Raw genomic sequence first — 18,263 nt, forward strand, 5'->3', positions numbered from 1 at the left:
ATCATAGTTCTCAATTTTTTATAGAGAACTATGATTTTGCTTTTTTTAAATCTAATTTTAACACGAAGTAAAACGTTTTACCATTTTTAGTATGAATTATAAGTCTCACAACTTTTTTAAAAAAATTGCGCTATTATCAACAGCTTCTTTGTTGTTTATTAACTGTAGAAATGCTAATACAGATACCGCAAAGGCAGAAGGAACAGCGGTAAATCAGCCTAATATCGTGTTGATCATGGCAGATGATTTGGGTTTTTCAGATCTGGGATGTTACGGCGGTGAAGTTGATACCCCTAACCTCAATAGTCTTGCGGCGGGTGGTTTGCGTTTCAATTCTTTTTATAATACTTCCCGGTGTTGCCCTTCTCGGGCAGCTTTACTCACCGGACAATATCCACATCAGGCAGGGATAGGGCAGATGACGATGGATCGTAACCTTCCGGGTTATCGAGGTCGCTTAGATGATGAGACGGTGACTTTAGCCGAAGTTCTAAAAACTGCGGGATATCAGACCGGAATGGTAGGAAAATGGCACGTTTCACCCACTGAAGATTTGGGAGGCAATGAGCAATTAGAATGGTTGAATCATCAAACCGAAAAGGAAACTTTTTCAGATTTAGACACCTATCCAACAGCACGGGGTTTTGATAAATATTATGGAAACATTTGGGGTGTGGTAGACTATTTTGATCCGTTTGCTTTGGTTAATGGTACCGAGCCGGTAAAAGAAGTGCCAGATGATTTTTATTATACAGATGCCATAGGGGATTCTGCAGTAGCTTATGTGGATCATTTTGTAAAAGAAGAAAAACCTTTCTTTCTATATGTAGCGCATTGTGCTCCGCATTGGCCACTAATGGCTCCGGAAGAAGAGATCAAAAAGTACGAGCAGGTTTACGATGCTGGATGGCAAAAAATCAGAGAAGAACGTTATAAAAAACTGATCGAAAAAGGAATTTTTAAAGGAGATACCACAAAGCTTTCAGAATTTATGTTTCCTGATTTAGACTGGGCAAAAAACAAAGATGAGAAGTGGGATTCCCGGGCAATGGCGGTTCACGCAGCGATGATAGATCGTATGGATCAAAATATAGGTAAACTTATAGACAAGCTAGAAGCGACCGGTCAGTTAGACAATACAGTAATTCTGTTTATGTCTGATAACGGAGCAAGTTCTGAGCGCCCGTCACAATACGGAATTGGTTTTGACAGACCTTCAGAAACCCGAGAAGGGGAGGAGATACACTATCCTGTAAAGAAAAGTGAGAAGCACCTTCCCGGACCCGAAACGGTAATGTCTGGTATCGGTCCGGTATGGGCTAATGTGGCCAATACACCATTTAGATATTGGAAAGCACGTGTTTATGAGGGAGGAATCACCTCTCCATTTATCATTCACTGGCCTAACGGAATAAAAGAACGTGGAGGTGTAAAATCATCTGCAGCGCATATTATAGATATTATGCCTACCGTTCTAGAGCTTTCTGGTGCAGAATATCCCGAGGAATTTAATGGGAAGCAGATAGACCCATATATGGGTAACAGTATGGTTTCTGCAATTAAAAATGCTGAAGAAACCACGATAAATGAAACCTTGTTTTGGGAACATTTTGGAGCTGCTGCTTTGCGTAAGGGTGATTGGAAACTGGTTAAGTTAGACGCTAATGCACCTTGGGAATTGTATAATCTTAAAGAAGATCGTACCGAGATGCATAATCTTGCAACTCAATTTCCAGACCGGGTATCTGCGATGCAAGAAGAATGGAATACAATGGCACAGGAAACCGATGTTTTCCCAAATTAATAGCTAACTTTTCAATCTAAAAAATCAGCTATGCGTTTGTTAGGTATTTATTTTCTGGCTCTTTCTTTTTCTATTTCGGCTTATGCCGGAAAAATACAAACGGTTACGACACACAGTGACGCGATGCAGAAAGATATCCATGCTATTGTAATTACTCCTGAAGGGTATTCGACATCCAAAGAATATCCGGTAGTTTATTTGCTACATGGCTATTCCGGAAATTACACAGAGTGGTCAAAACAAGTACCTGATTTGGATGATTATGCAGATCTATACCAGCTGATTATCGTATGTCCTGATGGAAACTATGGTAGCTGGTATTTTGACAGTGAAGTTAAGCCTGAAAGTAAATATGACACTTATGTTGCAAAAGAATTGGTGCATTGGGTAGATCAGCATTTCAGTACTATTAATGATAAGAGTGGAAGAGCAATCACCGGTTTGAGTATGGGAGGCCATGGTGCATTGTATCTGGCTTTTAAGCATCAGGATATATATGCACTTGCCGGTAGTATGAGCGGCGGCGTAGATATAACTCCATTTCCTAACAATTGGGAACTGGCTTCATATCTAGGGTCGTATGCAGAACATAAAGAGCGATGGGAGGCCAATACGGTGATCAACCTTACAAACCTGTTAACACCTGATTCATTAAAACTAATTATAGAATGTGGTACATCTGATTTCTTTTACAAGGTTAATGTAAACCTGCACGAGAAGCTTGAATACACTAATATACCGCATACGTTTATCTCAAGTCCAGGAGGGCATACCTGGGATTTTTGGCGTAATGCTATCAAATACCAATTGGTATTTTTTAACTCCTATTTTGAGAAATAAATAATTGCACTTTTATTTTTGACTTTTAAAATATAGATTTACAAAAGTAAAACGTTTTAGTGATATTTTCAGATATCGTTTTCGCTAATTCAGGTTTTACACAAACATCGTTTTAAAATTTCTGAAAGTACTCAACTACAACGATTGTGTGGGTTCGATTTCAGAAATGCAATGGTTTTAATATTAAATAAATGAATACATCTCAAGCAACTCCGGTTGTCCCTAAAAAATTACTACTCCCTTTTATTCTGGTTACATCTTTATTTGCACTATGGGGGTTTGCAAATGCGGTAACAGATCCAATGGTTCAGGCTTTTAAAAAAGTATTAGAATTATCCAATTCACAAGCCGCATGGGTACAGATGGCTTTTTATGGAGGATATTTTTGCATGGCGCTTCCGGCGGCACTTTTCGTACGTAAGTTCTCGTACAAGTCAGGAGTTTTGGTTGGTCTCACGCTCTACGCCGGTGGCGCCTTATTATTTTACCCTGCAGCAACAACCGGGCAATTCTGGTTTTTCTGTTTAGGATTGTACATTCTTACCTTTGGTCTGGCATTTTTAGAGACTACCGCAAACCCATATATTCTTGCGATGGGAGATCAAAAAACAGCTACACAGCGTTTAAATCTGGCGCAGGCCTTCAATCCGGTTGGGTTGATTGTGGGCTTGATGGTAGCAAAATTCTTTGTTCTTGATTTGTTACAATCCGACGATGTGGAGAATTTTTCGGTGCTGCCGGAAACTCAAAAACTCCTCATAAAATCTGCTGATTTGATGGTAATTCGCAATCCGTATGTGATTTTAGGTCTGGTTGTTTTAGCCATTTTAATCCTAATTGCAGTGAACAAAATGCCGCAAGCTAAGGGAGATGGGGCTATGCCTAGCATTAAAGATACGTTTGCAGAGTTGTTTAAAAATAAGAAGTACACCTTGGGCGTGATATCACTAGTATTGTATATGGGTGCGCAAATAGGATGCTGGACCTACATTTACCAATATGCCGAATCTAAAGGAATCTCCAGTTCTACGGCTGCAAACTATCAGTTGGTTGCATTCATCCTGTTTACGGTAGGGCGTGCGATAGGTACTTATTTACTGAAGTTCATAAGTTCGGGCAAATTGTTATTTTATTTTTCCTCATTAGGAGGTCTATTTGCTTTAGGAACAGTTGTTTTAGAAGGGGATGCCGGTTTATACAGTTTGGTGATGGTTTCGCTTTTTCTTTCTATTATGTTCCCTACTATCTACGGTATCGCTTTAGAAGGTTTAAAAGAAGACCAGTCTAAAATAGGAGCTGCAGGTCTGGTTATGGCAATTGTAGGTGGAGCATTATTACCTAAACTACAAGGAATGATTATAGATTTAGGAGGAGTGGAAGTAAATGACATTACCGTAATGGGGCTATCAGAAATGAACTTGTCTTTTTTACTACCCGTGATTTGTTTTGTTAGTGTCGCGATTTATGGGATGTGGATTCATAAAAAACATAACATTGCCGAAATAGCCTAAGTGTAGTAAAGCTTTATTTTTAAAGTTCAAAATCAAAAAAATCTTTAATGAGTAAAATTATCCCGGTTCTCCTTTGTTTTCTTGCACTATCCGGTTATACACAGCAACAAAAAAATAGATTTGTAAATGTCTTTTTAGGTACGAGTGGCGATCACGGGCAGATGTCCCCCTCAGCTACTACGCCTTTTAATATGATGAATCTGGGACCGCAGACTAATCCACACCAGCATACGGGTTATGAGTATTACGCTAAAGAATTTGATGGCTTTACACACACCAGAATGGAAGGTGTAGGTTGTACGGGAAGTGGTGGTAATATTTTGATTAAGCCTATACTTTATGCAGATGTCGAGACCGAGTTAATACGAACCACCCAGCAAGCTACACCGGGATATTATCACGTGAATTTTAAAAACGGAATTGACGCACAAATGACGGTTGCTCAAAATTTAGGAATGCATAATTACAGTTTCCCTAATTCAAACGGCGGCTTGTATATTGATTTGTCTTTTGCATTGAGCAATCGTTTTGTTTCAGAAAATCACGAGGTTAGAAGAAATTTAATTTCAGGTTATGTGGATACCAAAACTACTTGTCACGCGGGAACGTACAGAATTTATTATTCGATTAAGTTGCCAGAGACTGCAGAAATTCAACAGCTTGATGCGCATAAATTGCTCGTTAAATCTGTAGGAGCGAATGCAGTAGTTCAGGTTGGTTTTTCTTCGGTGAATGCGGGGTATGCTAAAAAGCGAATTGCTTCTAAAACCTTCAACCAACTTAAGAAAGAAGCTTCAGCTAGTTGGGACAAACAATTGAGTCACATTGATGTTAAAGGAGAGCAAGATCGGGTAGATTTATTTTATTCACTATTATATCGAAGTGCGCAATCTCCTTTTTTAGTTTCCGAAGAAGATGGTACGTTTAGAGCAACAGATGGATCTGTTCAAAATGAAGATTATAAAGTGTATAATGGCTGGGCAATTTGGGATAATTACAGAGAGCAGTTGCCTTTACTTTCTCTTGCATATCCTGAAGTATATAAAGACATCACTACGAGTATAGCAAACCTGTATCGTTTTGGTAAAAAGAACTGGGCAACAGAGCACGAGACTTCGCCTACGGTTCGCACCGAACATGCAATGGTTGTTTTGCTCGATGCCTATAAAAAAGGTTACCAAGTAGATTTTAGAGCCATAAAAGATTCTTTACTAGGAGAAGCTAAAACCCTTGATTTTGGTGCACCCGACAAAGCATTAGAATCTTCTTACGATTTGTGGGCGATGAGTGAGATTCTTAATGAGATGGGCGATACAAATACGGGTAAGGATTACCTGAATAAAGCTTTAGATTACAAAGCCTACTGGGATAAAGATTTTAAAGATTTGACTAGAAGTGATGTAGACCGAATGCAGGCGCGTGGTTTATATCAAGGGACTATCTGGCAATATCGCTGGTTTGTACCTTGGGATATAAATGGATTGCAAAGTTTGGCAGGTGGTTCAACAGCATTTACAAATCAGTTGGATCAATTTTTTGAAGAATTCAATTATAACCATGCCAATCAACCAGATCTGCAAGTACCCGGATTGTATAATGCGACCAAGCAGCCTTATAAATCTCAAAAGTTATTCCGGGAGATTCTTTTAGATACGGTGGTTCAAACCTATTTTAATGATAATAGTAAAGGGATTGATCCGTATGTAGGGCGTATCTATCAAAATAAACCGAAGGCTTATATACGTACAATGGATGACGACGCCGGTACCATGTCTTCTTGGTTTGTGTTACACAGCATCGGACTTTCGGCAGCAAATGTAGGGAGTCCGGTTTACTATTTGACTGCGCCTATTTTTAAGGAAGTAAAACTGAATACAGCTCCGGGAAAAACTTTTAAAATTTCAGTAAAGAATTATAATAAAGATCATTTTTATGTTAAATCAGCTAGGTTAAACGGTAAGCCTATAAACCGAAACTGGTTAACACATCAAGAAATAACATCTGGTGGAAATCTGATTATTGAAACCAGTAAATTACCGAATACAAGTTGGGGAACGACCAATCAGTTTATAACAAAAGTTGAATTAAACTGAGTTAAATAGCGGAAGGATTTAAAAATGCTTCCGCTATTTTTTATAAGTAACACAATATCGATTTCGTATATTTAAAGAGACTATTAAACAACTAAATAACAAACTTATGATTACAAAGAATTTGAAGCTCTTGCCGCTAGTTTTAGCAGGAGTTCTCTCACTAAATTCCTGTAAAGAATCAAATCAAGACAGCGATGAACCTTGGGAACCTTTATTCGATGGAGAATCACTAACCGGCTGGGAGCAATTGAATGGTAAGGCAGATTATCGTATAGAGGGAGATGAGATTGTGGGAACTACCGTATCAAACACTCCAAACTCTTTTTTGGCAACAACTCAGGATTTCAGTGATTTTATTTTAGACCTGGATTATAAAGTAGATGCTACGATGAATTCCGGAATACAAATCCGCAGTTTAAGCAAACCCGATTTTAAAGATGGAAGAGTGCATGGCTATCAGATTGAGATTGATCCTTCAGATCGGGCGTGGAGTGCCGGTATTTATGATGAGGCGCGCAAAGGGTGGCTGTATCCACTTACGGGTAACACAAAAGCGCAACAAGCTTTTAAGCAAGGAGAATGGAACCACTATCGTGTAGAAGCTTTGGGTGATACACTAAAAACCTGGATTAATGGGGTAGAAGCCGCGCACTTAGTAGATGATCAAACAGCAAAAGGATTTATTGCATTGCAGGTTCACGCAATTGGAAAAGACGAAAAGCCGGGTAAAGAAATTCGTTGGAAGAATATCAATATTATTTCAGAAAATGCACAGCAATACGCCAAGCCGATGAGCTTACCAGCTTTAAATACTAAAAACAATTTAACACAAGCCGAAAAAGAAAGCGGCTGGGAATTATTGTGGGATGGTAAAACCACTGATGGTTGGCGTGGTGGAAAACTAGATCATTTTCCTGAAAAAGGGTGGGTAATAGAAGATGGCGAACTCATTGTGCTTTCCACCGGAGGAGAAGAATCTACTGCCGGAGGTGATATCGTGACAACAAAACAGTATCAGGATTTTGAACTTAAAGTAGATTTTAAAATAACAGAAGGTGCAAATAGCGGTATAAAATATTATGTAGATACAGATTTGAATAAGGGCGAAGGTTCTTCTATAGGTTTAGAATATCAGATTTTAGATGATATGCGTCACCCTGATGCGAAATTGGGTAATCACGAAGGTAGTCGCACATTGGCTTCTCTGTACGACTTAATTCAGGCAGATCCTGCTAAACCGGTCAATCCTATTGGGGAGTGGAACACCGCAAGAATAGTGAGTAAAGATAATCATGTAGAGCACTGGCTTAACGATGTGAAAGTTCTTGATTATGATAGAAATACCGATGCTTTTTTACAACTGGTTCAAGAAAGTAAATACAAAGACTGGCCCGGATTCGGAACATTTGAAAAGGGAAACATATTGCTTCAGGATCACGGGGATCGTGTAGCTTTTAAAAATATCAAAATCAAAGAACTTTAATTATGACAACACGGAGATCTTTTTTAAATAAATCACTTTTAGGCGGTACGGCTTTGGCTTTGAGTAACACCACAATGGGTATGGCTGCCAGTAGTTATCGCAATATTATAGGAGCAAATGATAGACTTAATGTCGCCGTAGCAGGTCTTGGTCGTCGCCTTGGGGCTTATTATGCACCCATAGCTCGTAAAGAATCTAATGTACGTTTAGTATATCTATGTGACGTGATGGAGAAAAGCCGACTCAACGCACTTAAGAAATTTAAAGAACATATAGATTACAACCCTAAACTCGAGAATGACATTCGTAAAGTGATTGACGATAAAGATGTAGATATTCTGATAAATGCAACGCCAGATCACTGGCACACTCCGGGTTCTATACTGGCCCTGAAGACTGGTAAACACGTTTATGTAGAAAAGCCGTGTAGTCACAATATGGATGAAAATGAATTGCTGGTAGCAGCTGCAAAAAAGTTTGATAAAAAAGTGCAAATGGGCAATCAGCAGCGCTCTTCTTTACACACGATAGATATCATCAATCAGATTCATAAAGGTGTAATTGGCGACGTATATAAAGCGGTGGCTTTTTATTCTAATGCACGGGGAGAAACGCCAATACAACAAAAGGCGGCTGTACCGGCCGGACTCGATTGGGATTTATGGCAAGGGCCTGCACCAAGAAGAGCGTATACCAGTGAAACCTGGGATTACAATTGGCACTGGTATGGTTGGGCATATGGTACTGCAGAAACCGGGAATAATGCAACCCACGAATTGGATATTGCCCGCTGGGCATTGGGTGTAAATTTTCCAAAATATGCTGAGGTTCAAGCCGAAAAAAGACATTTTAAAAACGACGGCTGGGAGATGTATGATACGATGTATGCAACGTTCAATTTTGAAGATGATAAAGTCATCAATTGGGATGGCAAAAGTCGCAATGGGTATAATACTTATGGTCGTGGTCGCGGTACGTTAATTTTTGGAACTGAAGGTTCAGTACTTGTAGATCGTTCTAATTATCTGTTGATGGATCGAGGTGGAAAAGTAATCAAGCAGAGTGATGAGACCGATGAAAGTGGACTCGCACTGGGTGGTGGAGGCGATTCTTCAACTGCACATATGGTTAACTTCTTTGAAAGTATTCGCGGAAAAGAAACGTTGAAAGCACCTATCGAAGATGCTTCGGTAAGTATGGCTATGGTACATTATGCAAATATGGCGTATCGGGTAGGTCACGGTTTTGATATAGATGATAAAACAGGCCGGATTTACGATCGGGACGCTATGCAACTTTGGAGCCGGGATTATGAACCTAATTGGGAACCGAAAATTTAGTGAGCAATGAAGCGTAGAGATTTTGTAATTAAAGGCAGTCTTGCGGCGGCGGCAGTTTCATCTGTTAGTCCGGGGTTTGCATATATCAATAAGCATATAGGAACTAACGCACCCATACGCATAGGCGTTATTGGGACCGGAGATCGTGGTGGCGGATTGATTTCAGTAATGAATGGTATTGAAGGAATAGAAGTTGCCGGTTGCTGTGATATCATTCCGTTTCGGTTAGAAAATGGGATGAAAAGAGCGGGTGATTCTGCAAAGGCATTTACAGATTATCGAAAATTATTAGAAGACAAACGTATTGATGCGATTTTGGTTTCCACTCCATTCAGCACCCATGGCCAGATAGAATTAGATGCTTTGGCAGCCGGGAAACACGTGTATGGTGAGAAAACCATGGCTAAGGGCTATAAAGATATTTTAAATGTAGTTGATGCTCAAAAAGAAAATTTGGTTTTTCAAACCGGTCATCAGTATCACAGTTCCAGGCTTTACACGCACGTTGTTGATCTTATCAAGGATGGTAAAATAGGAAAAATAACCGCTTTTGAATGTCAATGGAATCGTAGCGGAAATTGGCGTCGTAATGTGCCTAAACCTGAACTGGAGCGTATGATAAACTGGCGTATGTATCGGGAATATTCAGGTGGATTAACAGCAGAACTGTGTTCGCATCAGATTGATTTTGTAAACTGGGTTTTGGGAGAAACACCCTCGCAAGTTTTTGGAACCGGCGGAATTGATTATTGGAAAGATGGACGCGAGACCTTTGACAATGTCCATCACTTGTTTTCGTATCCTAGCGGAGTAGAGGCAACGTTTACTTGCTTAACAACCAATGCAAAAGATGATTATCAGATTAAAGTTATGGGTGATAAAGGCACCATTATTTTAGATTATGTAAACGGCTGGTTTTATCCTGAAGGAAACTATACGAAGAAGCGTGCAGATGTAGATGGTGTTGCAGGAGCAACGATACCTTGGGATGCTGGTAAAGGTATCCCGTTTGAGTTTAGTCACGCAGATCCCAGCAAACAAGCTTTAATGGATTTTAGAGATGCGATTAAGAATGATACTAAACCTTTATCTGATTTAAAGACCGGGGCAAATACGGCTATATGTGTGCAGATGGCTATAGATTCTATGCTAAATAATGAAATTGTAAAATGGAATCCTAAGCATACTATTTAATTGCTCAACCTTAATTTATTTTAGATTCTTACTGGAATTTTTAAATTCTTATCTAAATACAAAAAGTCTCCTGATACAGGAGGCTTTTTGTATGCAATGCTTAAAAATTATCAGGTAATCAAATTACCTTCATCATCCCATGCTGCAGCAACACCACGCTGACTTTGATCTACACATTTTGCAATCCACTCGGGATCGTAGCTTACGCCGTGCTTTTGTAAAACTTCTTCGGGAACACCATCCCAAATGTTTGGCTGATTTCCTTTATAATCCAAATCTTTTATACCCATTTCTGAAGTATAATAACCCGTCATAGTAAGATTCCGCATCAAAGAGAAAAACTGAACTTGTACGGGTTGTTCCCAACCGGGCTTATCAGGATCAGGAAAAGCTACTGTATCAAGAATAGCTTTTTGATTTTCTTCAGAAGCCTCTTTAAATTCAGTATTAAATTTGGAATTAGAAGCGTGATCCAGCCACATCAAACCCCCGCGTATTGGAGTTTGTAAATGAGGCATATCCTTAACAATAAATTCTAAAAAATCAGGAACACCTGCATCCGTAGCACTCCCGTACTCATCGTTTGCCGGTAAAATGAGCGCACACAAAATATTTAAGGTTTCCATCTCGTGCTCATTAAAAAACTGTTCAGAATTTAGTTCCTCTATTAATGCAGCTTCTTTAGGAGTGCGGCCAAAATAATCTTCAGCTGCTTTTGCAATTTCCGGAGTTGGAGCAGACACATCCGTATTGCATCCAGTAAGTAAAAGACCGGTTCCTAGAGAACCTAAAAATATAGATTTTAAACTGTCTCTTCTATCCATAATCTAAATGTTTTGCTGTTTAAGTTGTTCTATGATGTAGTCTGAAGCTCTCCACGAAAGCGCTAAAATAGTCCAGGTTGGATTCTTATCAGCTTGAGATACAAAAGGACCGGCGTCTACTATAAACACATTGTCTACATCGTGCAGTTGCTGAAATTCATTTACCACAGAAGTTTTAGGATCACTTCCCATACGCGTGGTTCCTACTTCGTGAATGATACGCCCGGGGTTTTCAAGACCGTAATTAGACGCTTTTGAAGGCGCATCCTGAAGCATGGTACCTCCCATATTGTGTACGATTTCTTCAAAAGAATCATTCATATGCTTCGCTTGATTGACCTCGTGTTCAGACCATTTGTAATTGAAACGAAGCACCGGAATACCAAATTCATCAACAGTTGTGGGGTCTATTTCACAATAATTATCTTTCATAGCTATAGACTCACCACGACCTGCCATACCTATCGTAGAGCCATAATATTTTTTAATATCAGAACGCAGGCTGTTACCGTAGCCACCTACTTTTTGATTAAAAAAGCGGTTCAGGTCATTTGGGTTAAATCCAAAACCATAACTCGGCATACTCAATCCTCCCCAAACTTCAATATGATATCCACGCGGGAAATTCAGTTTTTTATTATCTCCCCACCAGGGCGTATACACGTGCATTCCGCCCACACCATCTTCGTTATAAGTATCGCGATTCATTAAATCTGGTATAAAAGCCGAACGGCTGGCACCGGTAGAATCGTGTAAATAACGCCCCACCATATCACTGCTATTTCCTAGTCCGTTAGGATGTTGCTCGCTTTTAGAATTCAATAAAATACGAGCCGAACTACAAGCCGAAGCTGCCAGTACAACAACACGGCCTTTGAGTTTATATTCTTTACGATCATCCTTACTAATGTAAGAAACCCCAGTAGCTTTTCCTTCATCATTAGTGGTCACTTCGCGCACCATCGAATTCACGAAGAGATCAATCTGACCGCCGCTTTTTTGAGCAGGAAAGATCAAACAGGTTCCGGCAGAAAAATCAGCATAAACCGCACAGGCACGAGAGCATTGCCCGCAATAAAAGCAAATACCACGATCTTCATTTATCTTTTTAGTAAGCATAGACATCCGTGACGGGATCACCGGTATGTTAGATTTATGTGCTCCTTTGATGTAAAAGAGTTCGTGTAATCTGGGCTTAGGTGGAGGTAAGAAAAAGCCATCAGGTTCATTTTCTATATTTTCTTTAGTGCCAAAAACACCTATAAGTTTATCAACTTTGTCATAATAAGGTTTTACATCTTCATAGCCTATTGGCCAGTCATCGCCGTGACCATCGTAACTGTAATGTTTAAAATCTCGCTCACCAAAACGTAAAGAGATGCGGCCCCAGTGATTGGTACGCCCACCCAGCATTCTAGATCTAAACCAGTCAAACTGCGTGTCATCTTTTTGAGTATAGGGTTCACCTTCTATATCCCAACCCCCGTAAGCACTGTCAAAGTCACCAAAAGGTCTTCGGTTAGAAGCACCACGTCTGGGAGATTCATAAGGCCATTTTAATTGAGTGCGCTGTTCTGGAGCGGCAGGGTCAAAATACGGACCTGCTTCTACCACTGCAACCTTGAGTCCGGCATCTGCCAGAACTTTTGTAGCCATACCACCACCGGCACCAGAGCCAACAATGATTATGTCATAAAATTTTGATGATTCTTTTATTTGCATAGAGTAAGAATACTAAAAGTTTAAATTATGTTCAACTATTTGGCGTTTAAATTCATAATAGTTATGAGATACTGCTAATAACTTGTAAGAAATATGAATTATGTTAAATTATCTAAATTTAACCATTTCGATAGCAATTATAGTAAAACGTTTTATTAAAATTGCTAAAACGTTTTACTTTAACGTTGTCGAAACAATTTTTTAAAAACCAAAAAGCAATTATGAACAAACAATTAAGAAAGTTTATTATGATTTTCTTCTTTGCGCTAGGTATGACTACCAGTCATACTGTATTTGCACAAGGGAGTAAGACCGTGACGGGTACTGTTAAAGATGATACCGGTTTACCTCTTCCTGGAGTTACGGTTCAGGAAAAAGGTACATCTAATGGAGCTGCGACAGATTTTGACGGTAATTATAGCATTGAAATTACTTCAAATACAGCTGTACTGGTCTTTTCATATGTAGGTATGAATATAATTGAGAAGACGGTAGGTTCTCAAAATACGATTACAGTAACAATGGAGTCTGATGCCCAATCATTAGATGAAGTCGTTTTGATAGGTTATGGTAGTCAACAACGTAAAGCCGTTACAACTGCGGTTTCTAAAGTAGAGACTGAAGATTTTAATCAAGGGGTAGTCACTTCACCATTAGAATTGATTAACGGTAAAGTAGCTGGTTTGCAAATCACACGTCCAGGTGGTAACAATCCAAACTCAAGCGCTTCTATTCAATTGAGAGGGGTTACTTCTATTACTGGGTCTGGAGAACCATTGATTGTCATTGATGGTATCCCGGGTGGAAACCTTGATTTGCTTCAACAAAATGATATAGCATCTTTTGATGTGTTGAAAGACGGTGCTGCAGCGGCAATTTATGGTACGCGTGGGACTAATGGGGTGATTTTAATAACTACTAAGAAAGGTAAAAAAGGAACTACAGCCTTTAATTATTCAACATTTTTATCTAGAGAATATGTAAACAGTAAGCCTAGTTTTTTAAATGCATCTCAATTAAGACAAGCTAGTGCAGATGGTGTTATAGATCAGATAACTGATTTAGGGGCTTCTACAGATATTTTTGATGCATTAGTTAATGATACAAATATTAGCCAATATCACAACTTTGTAGCTTCCGGAGGTGGAGAAAATAGTACATACAGAGCTTCAATTTTTTATAGAGATTTAGAAGGTATCGCTTTAGAAAATGGTAGAGAAGAGTTTGGTGTTCGTGCTAATTTTAACCAATCAGGTTTTGATGATAAATTAAATTTTGCATCCAGCGTAGCGGTAAATATCAATGATGCTAATTTATTGGGAGGTGGTCAGTTTGGTATTGTTGCAGATTGGAATCCAACAGCGCCAATATATGCCCCTTTTAATGATGATACAGAGAATGAATTGTTTAATCAAGGGCGTTATGGATTTTATCAGCCAGCTAACGGGTATAATCCGTTTTCAGAATATGAAAACCGTTTTAACCAGCGTAAACAGATTACGTTTTCAGGCGATATGAAGTTGAGTTATGAGATAACTCCGGGTTTTACAGCTTCTATTTTTGGGTCTTATCAAAGAAACTCTTGGGATGATCGCTTTTACAGAAGTACTATGGATTATGCCCAATACGGACCTGGGAGTTCCTACCGAGGTACAGGATATGGTTATAAAGGAAATCACTTAGATTTTACCCAGACTATAGAACCAACAGTAAATTATGTGAAGAATTTTGAAGAAAGTACACTTGAAGTGTTAGGTGGATATAGTTACCAATACTCTACTACAGAAGAATATTCTATGGATAATAGTGGCTTCACCACAGACGGTTTTGAAGATTGGAATTTTGGTTCTGGTAATGCAATTACCGATACTAATTTACCAAGGCCAAATCTTTCAAGTTTTAAAGAAGATAATACACTTATTGCTTATTTTTCACGTGTTTCTTATAATTTTAAAGAGCGTTATTTTTTACAAGCATCTGTGCGTCATGAAGGTTCTTCGCGGTTTGGAGCTAATAATAAATGGGCCACGTTTCCGGCAATTTCAGGAGGTTGGTTAATTTCTGATGAATCTTTTATGGAAAATGCAGGTTTTGTAACCAACTTAAAATTGCGTGCAGGTTTTGGGGTTACCGGTAATCAGGGAATTCCAAACTATCAATCTATAGTAACCTTAGGAACAGGAGGAAAATATCCGGTGTTTTTAGAAGATGCAAGCGGGGCGACCTATTATCAGACGTACGGTCCGGTAAAAAATCCTAATCCTGATTTAAAATGGGAAACTAAAAAAGAATTGAACATTGGTCTTGATTTCGGTTTTTGGAGTAATAAATTATCAGGTGCTATTGACGTTTACAGCCGTAAAACGGAAGATTTATTATTAAATTATGGTGTGCCACAACCCCCCTATGTACAGAGTAGTATTTATACAAACGTTGGTACAATAACAAATTCGGGTATTGAGTTGGCTTTAAGTTATCGGGTGCTTGATCAAGGAGCTTTTCAATGGAATGTTGATTTTACAGGAAGTTATCAGAAAAATGAATTGACCAGTCTTTCGAACCAAATTTTCTCTATTAGTGATTTGTATGGAGGGGATATAGGTAATCCTGGAGACTTGGGAGACGCTATTAGAAATGAGGAAGGTGGTCCCATAGGTAATTTTTATGGAAAGCGTTTTGCGGGTTTCACGGATGATGGTGAATGGCAATTTTATAAGGCAGATGGAAGTATTGCTCTTTCGGATGAGATGACCAATGAAGACTTTGCTTACATAGGTAACGGTTTACCTAAATACTTTGCTTCTTTAAGTAATACGTTTCGGTATAAGAGTTTTGATCTAACTGTTTTTTTTAGAGGGAAATTTAAGTATGATATTTTAAATACCGTAAACTTGTTTTATGGTAACCCAAACAGTGGAGGTAACCTACTAACATCAGCATTGGGTAAATACAGTCAAATTTCTGAAGCTCCGCAATATTCAGACTATTATCTAGAGAAAGGAGATTTTGTAAAATTGGACAACCTAACTCTGGGTTATACGTTCAATTTACCAGAGAAGAGTGCTTTTACCGGATTACGTATTTATGGTAGCGCCAGAAACCTTGCAACATTTACGAGATATAGCGGAAGAGATCCTGAGGTGCAGGATACCGGTTTGTATCCTGGTGTAGATGACAGAAATTTCTACCCCAGAACGATTACGGTAACGGCAGGTATCAATGTTAATTTTTAATATTAAAAAGATGAAAAATATAAATATACTTCAGAAAGTTACCTGTGGTATGGTGCTATTACTCACATTTGGGTGCACCGATCTTGACGAGACCACCTATTCAGAACTTTCAGAATCTAATTTTTACAATAACGAATTAGAACTGATTCAGGCTACATTAAGGCCCTTTACCCATATGCAGGCCTGGTTGGCATGGTCTGGTCAAAGTGGTTATTACTACCATAACGAACTATCAGCAGATCAGACGGCTTGGCCACAAAAAGGAAGACATGGTTATGACAATGCAGATCACATTAGGCAGCATTATCATACGTGGACAGAGCGCGAAGGACGTCTTAATAATGCTTGGAGCTTGATGTGGACGGGTCTTGGTTTTGTTAACAATGCAATAGAAAGTATAGAGAATGTTGATGCTGCGGCAGCAAATGTAACTCCAGAACGTTTAGAATCTATTATTGCAGAATCTAAAGTTTTACGTGCGTATCACTATATGAAAATTATGGATATGTGGGGTAATGTACCTATCGTAACTCAGGTAGGTATACCTCAAAACCCAGAGACTGTTTCACGTAAAGAGGTTTTTGCTTTTATTGAACAAGAACTACTTGAAAATGTAGAAAAATTACAGCCCTTATCTCCTAAATTGATAGGTAGAATGAGTAAAGCAGTAGGATATTCAATTCTTTCTGAATTATACCTAAATGCAGAGGTTTGGTCAGGTACTTCGCGCTGGGAAGACTGTATTACATACAGTGATAAAGTAATTAATGGTGAAGGCGGTTCCTTAACCGGAAATATGGCTTTAGATCAAGATCCGTTAGGGCCGTTTAATAATACGAATGAAGATTCACCAGAAAACATCTTTCAGTTTCCATTTAGTAGAAAAAATGGGTTTGGTTACAGCTGGGGGTCGTTTTATATGGGCTTCTCTAACATGACTGCTGCATTAGATGTTAATTTTTCCGGCAACAATGCTTTTGTTGTGGTACCAAGTGCTTTTGATGCCTATCAGGAAAATGATATTCGTAAGCAGGAGTGGTTTTTGTTTGGTCCACAGTATAAGCTGGGTACTGATGAGCCTATTTTAGGTTCAGAAGAGTATAATGGTCAGCCGTTTGTTTATGTCAATAACATTCGTCGTAACAGTGAAGGCCAAACAGGAGTGGGCTCTATGACAGACGGAGAAGAAAATAGTGGAGCACGTTTTCATAAATACCGTTCAGGAACACAAGATGATCCTAACTATTTAGAAGGAGATTATGTGATCTACCGTTTAACTGAAATCTATTTCAACAAAGCAGAAGCCTTAATGCGTCAGAATGGAGGGAATGCGACTCAGGATGCAGTTGATTTAATCAATGCGAGTAGAGAGCGTTATTTTTCTTCAGAAGACTGGGCAGATGAGATGTACACTACAGCTACATTATCAATGGATGAGTTATTAGCAGAACGTGGTCGTGAATTCATTTTTGAAGGAATGCGCCGTACAGATCTAATTCGTTTTGGCGAATTCACAACAGGAAGCTGGTGGGATCATGAGCCTAGCGGTGACGATCACCTGACACTTTATCCTATTCCATTTAACCAGTTACAGGCAAATCCTAATTTGGATCAAAACCCGGGATATAATTAGAAAAGGACTTTATATTTATTTGAAGGTCTTTATTTAGCCAAAGCCACCTATGTGATTTCAGTAGGTGGCTTTTTTATTTGAAGAAGTTTATAAATTATCATTGTTGTCCGGTAAAAATCTAAAATAAGGAATAATCCTTTGTGACTGCCCTTTTTTGTTGAGTTACCTTGGTCATTTCAAAATAGAACCTCCCTATGGAGAGGCAAACAAGCTTAGTTGTCCAATGTCCTTTGTGGTGACTTCCTCCCATTTGGCCCCCTGGGTTCTTCAAGAATTTGAATAGGTCAATATAGGTCATCAAATGATACCGTATTACGGACATCATATTGGAATAAGCCCAGTTTCTTTTTGCCTTACGTTGCACCACCAGCATCAAAAGTTGAACGATCAAACTTACCCATATCTGGATCTCAATGGCATTTTGGTTGTCCCCGAGAAAATACTTTAGCGGGAAGTTCTGCTTGAGGCGCTTGAACATGGTCTCTATCTGCCATCTGTTCTTGTAAATATCGGCAATCTTGTCTGCATCAAGGTCGTAGCTGTTGGTAATGAACTCGTATACCTTTTGGTGCTTATCGTACCAAAA

The 18,263-nt window shown here is 39.0% G+C and carries 12 protein-coding genes; 9 read left to right on the forward strand and 3 right to left on the reverse strand.

From position 1 onward, the window contains the following. The first annotated feature begins 91 nt into the window (after window positions 1–91). The 7 genes from BUB91_RS18140 to BUB91_RS18170 all read left to right on the forward strand — a co-directional run bounded on the left by BUB91_RS18140 (window position 92) and on the right by BUB91_RS18170 (window position 10,265). Window positions 92–1,804 carry an arylsulfatase gene (locus BUB91_RS18140; protein ID WP_073100615.1) on the forward strand — a complete coding sequence of 571 codons (1,713 nt, stop codon included), beginning with the start codon at window positions 92–94 and terminating at the stop codon, window positions 1,802–1,804. Window positions 1,805–1,834: 30 nt separating this feature from the next. Continuing rightward, complete coding sequence (locus BUB91_RS18145) at window positions 1,835–2,644, forward strand: alpha/beta hydrolase (RefSeq protein ID WP_073100616.1); 810 nt, start codon at window positions 1,835–1,837, stop codon at window positions 2,642–2,644. 191 nt (window positions 2,645–2,835) lie between these two features. Next, complete coding sequence (fucP, locus tag BUB91_RS18150; RefSeq protein WP_073100617.1) at window positions 2,836–4,155, forward strand: L-fucose:H+ symporter permease; 1,320 nt, start codon at window positions 2,836–2,838, stop codon at window positions 4,153–4,155. Between the two features lie 47 nt (window positions 4,156–4,202). Next, on the forward strand, window positions 4,203–6,248 hold the full coding sequence (locus tag BUB91_RS18155) for a glycoside hydrolase domain-containing protein (RefSeq protein WP_073100618.1): 2,046 nt from the start codon (window positions 4,203–4,205) through the stop codon (window positions 6,246–6,248). A 106-nt stretch (window positions 6,249–6,354) separates the two neighbouring features. Next, entirely contained in the window at window positions 6,355–7,731 is a 1,377-nt protein-coding gene (locus tag BUB91_RS18160; protein WP_073100619.1) for a 3-keto-disaccharide hydrolase, read from the forward strand. Window positions 7,732–7,733: 2 nt separating this feature from the next. After that, window positions 7,734–9,071, forward strand: coding sequence for a Gfo/Idh/MocA family protein (locus BUB91_RS18165; protein ID WP_073100620.1), 1,338 nt, complete (start codon window positions 7,734–7,736; stop codon window positions 9,069–9,071). A 6-nt stretch (window positions 9,072–9,077) separates the two neighbouring features. Continuing rightward, window positions 9,078–10,265: a Gfo/Idh/MocA family protein gene (locus BUB91_RS18170; RefSeq protein WP_073100621.1), complete on the forward strand. Its 1,188-nt coding sequence runs from the start codon at window positions 9,078–9,080 to the stop codon at window positions 10,263–10,265. A 110-nt stretch (window positions 10,266–10,375) separates the two neighbouring features. Here BUB91_RS18170 and BUB91_RS18175 read toward each other — a convergent pair whose 3' ends face one another. Further along, entirely contained in the window at window positions 10,376–11,089 is a 714-nt protein-coding gene (locus BUB91_RS18175; RefSeq protein WP_073100622.1) for a gluconate 2-dehydrogenase subunit 3 family protein, read from the reverse strand. Window positions 11,090–11,092: 3 nt separating this feature from the next. After that, on the reverse strand, window positions 11,093–12,811 hold the full coding sequence (locus BUB91_RS18180; protein WP_073100623.1) for a GMC family oxidoreductase: 1,719 nt from the start codon (window positions 12,809–12,811) through the stop codon (window positions 11,093–11,095). Window positions 12,812–13,032: 221 nt separating this feature from the next. Between BUB91_RS18180 and BUB91_RS18185 the strand changes: the two genes are divergently transcribed. Together BUB91_RS18185 and BUB91_RS18190 are read left to right on the forward strand one after the other, a co-directional pair. Next, window positions 13,033–16,044 (forward strand): SusC/RagA family TonB-linked outer membrane protein, encoded by a 3,012-nt coding sequence (locus BUB91_RS18185; RefSeq protein ID WP_073100624.1) that lies wholly within the window; start codon window positions 13,033–13,035, stop codon window positions 16,042–16,044. 10 nt (window positions 16,045–16,054) lie between these two features. Continuing rightward, complete coding sequence (locus tag BUB91_RS18190) at window positions 16,055–17,677, forward strand: RagB/SusD family nutrient uptake outer membrane protein (protein WP_073100628.1); 1,623 nt, start codon at window positions 16,055–16,057, stop codon at window positions 17,675–17,677. A gap of 118 nt (window positions 17,678–17,795) precedes the next feature. Here the strand turns inward: BUB91_RS18190 and BUB91_RS18195 are convergent. Next, window positions 17,796–18,263: transposase (locus tag BUB91_RS18195; protein ID WP_217653702.1), on the reverse strand; the 468-nt coding region annotated here is incomplete at its 5' end.

The organism is Leeuwenhoekiella marinoflava DSM 3653 (assembly GCF_900129005.1).
In the GTDB taxonomy this organism is placed as follows: Bacteria; Bacteroidota; Bacteroidia; order Flavobacteriales; family Flavobacteriaceae; genus Leeuwenhoekiella; species Leeuwenhoekiella marinoflava.